2 protein-coding genes are annotated in these 1949 nt (G+C 38.8%); one reads left to right on the forward strand and one right to left on the reverse strand.

Going from position 1 to position 1949, the window contains the following annotated elements; all coding sequences use genetic code 11:
- Positions 1 to 76: 76 nt before the first annotated feature.
- Positions 77 to 1621 (forward strand): hypothetical protein, encoded by a 1545-nt coding sequence (locus COV52_08315; protein ID PIR10584.1) that lies wholly within the window; start codon positions 77 to 79, stop codon positions 1619 to 1621.
- Between the two features lie 43 nt (positions 1622 to 1664).
- On the opposite strand, the gene COV52_08320 is transcribed toward COV52_08315, so the two are convergent.
- Positions 1665 to 1838 carry a hypothetical protein gene (locus tag COV52_08320; protein ID PIR10585.1) on the reverse strand — a complete coding sequence of 58 codons (174 nt, stop codon included), beginning with the start codon at positions 1836 to 1838 and terminating at the stop codon, positions 1665 to 1667.
- Positions 1839 to 1949 lie beyond the last annotated feature (111 nt).

Genomic DNA, 1949 nt, shown 5'->3' on the forward strand with positions numbered 1-1949 from the left:
TTAGTCGTTTTCCATGAGGGGGCATTATCAGCGAGCCCTTTGATTTTTCAAGACTTTTTTAAATTATCCATGAGTTGTGTCGTGTACGAAGCTAATACCGTTCATTATTATCGTGTTTTTATTAAGCCTAGGAGCATCGATAGATAGGCAAAACAAAAATCTATCAAGCCTGTATTATTTAGCGCCATTTAGGGCTTTTGAGTTTTGTATTGGCGCGACCTTAGTTTGGCTATTGCGCCATAGAAAAGAAGCGGAAAAACAAAAAAATGCGCTAGATGAAATCCTATGCTGTTTGGGCTTCTTACTAATCCTTTACCCTGTATTTGCATTCAATAGTAACACTTTATTTCCAAGCTACAATGCACTTGCCCCCTGTATTGGAGCAGCTTTACTCATCTACTCAGGAAAGGCAAAAATATCAGGGTATCTATTAAGAAATAAAGCGGCACGCTTTATCGGCTTAATTAGTTACTCTTTATATTTAATCCACTGGCCATTGATTGTATTTGCCAAAACATACAATGAAGATATAGGGCGCGGCTTCGAATTGTCCACCTCTGGCAAGTTTACTACGCTATTCTGCTCGGTACTCATTGCTAGCTTGATGTATAGGTTTATCGAACAGCCATTTAGAAAGTCCACGCCGAAAAAGCACCAAAAACAAGTTTCTGTATTGATGAAATGGTCTGCCGTGATATCTCTATTTGTCATCCTGGGATGCTCAGTTTTTTATAGCAATGGCTGGATTTGGCGTGCAAAGTCCCCCCATCTACTAGCTAAAATTAAAGATATATCAAAGTACCATGAGGAAACCTGGGGGGGCGTCGGATTCTCAGGTGGAATAATATACCAGGGGAAAAACCCTTATCCGAATATTGTGATGATGGGAGACAGTCATTCAGGCATGCTTGACACTGGAATAGTTGACGAACTTGCCAAACCAAATGATTTAACCATATTCACAGCATCAGGAGGGGGTGGCGGCAAATACATATCATCATTGCTTTTACCTGGAATCACTGAAATTGGGGCCAATCAAGAAAAATTCGACAAAGATGCAAAAACCGCATATAAAAAAGCCCTATCCGAGCTACTAAAAAGCAAACATTCTATTTTAATTTACTCTGCAAGCTACGGATTTCAACTGGCCAAAGCAGCTCACATAGATAACCATAAAAAATTAAACATCAACACAGAAGAAATGACCTCCTATGAGAGCTACAAACCACTTCTTCGAGCATTTGATAGGCTAAATGCACTTATGAAAAATCATAAGCTAATCATTATTGGCGATGTACCTGGCTCTTCAAAGTACATCCCGATCAACTGCCTTAGTCAATTAAAATGGTTCAAATCCCACGACTGTCTCTCATGGGAAAAAGAAAATCTAAAGCCTGGCGGCATTAACATAAACAAAGTCCTTGAAGAATACGCGTCTAAACATAGCAATATTTATTTTATTAATCCATACAACACATTCTGCCAGAACGGCTACTGTAAAAATTTAGATGCTAACGGAAAACCATTCTACTCAGATGGTGCCCACTTATCTCAAGCTGGCTCTAAATATTTTATTAGTAACGTTAAAAATCAAATTATTAACATGATCAATGACAATTAGGCCTTCTCTGCTTGATGAAGATCAAACCGTCAAACAAAGTCAGCTAAAAACTGTAACGATCTCGGCCTTCTTGTTTGGAAACATACAGGGCCATATCGGTTTTCTGCATCAGCTCTTCTGTTGAGCCGGCCGTGTCAGGAAATATAGAGATACCACTACTTAATTTAATGGTAATCTGCAAATCGGCTGAAGCTAAAAAAGCCCATGAAGAAATCAGCGCGGAAAAAGATTACCCTAGATTCCGCAGTTAGAAGCTGAAATAATCTCACTTTAGTCGAAAAATCTCGGATTTAAGTGATGAAAACACCTTTTTTAAAAACTCACCCAA

Source organism: Gammaproteobacteria bacterium CG11_big_fil_rev_8_21_14_0_20_46_22 (assembly GCA_002796245.1).
Lineage (GTDB): Bacteria > Pseudomonadota > Gammaproteobacteria > UBA12402 > UBA12402 > 1-14-0-20-46-22.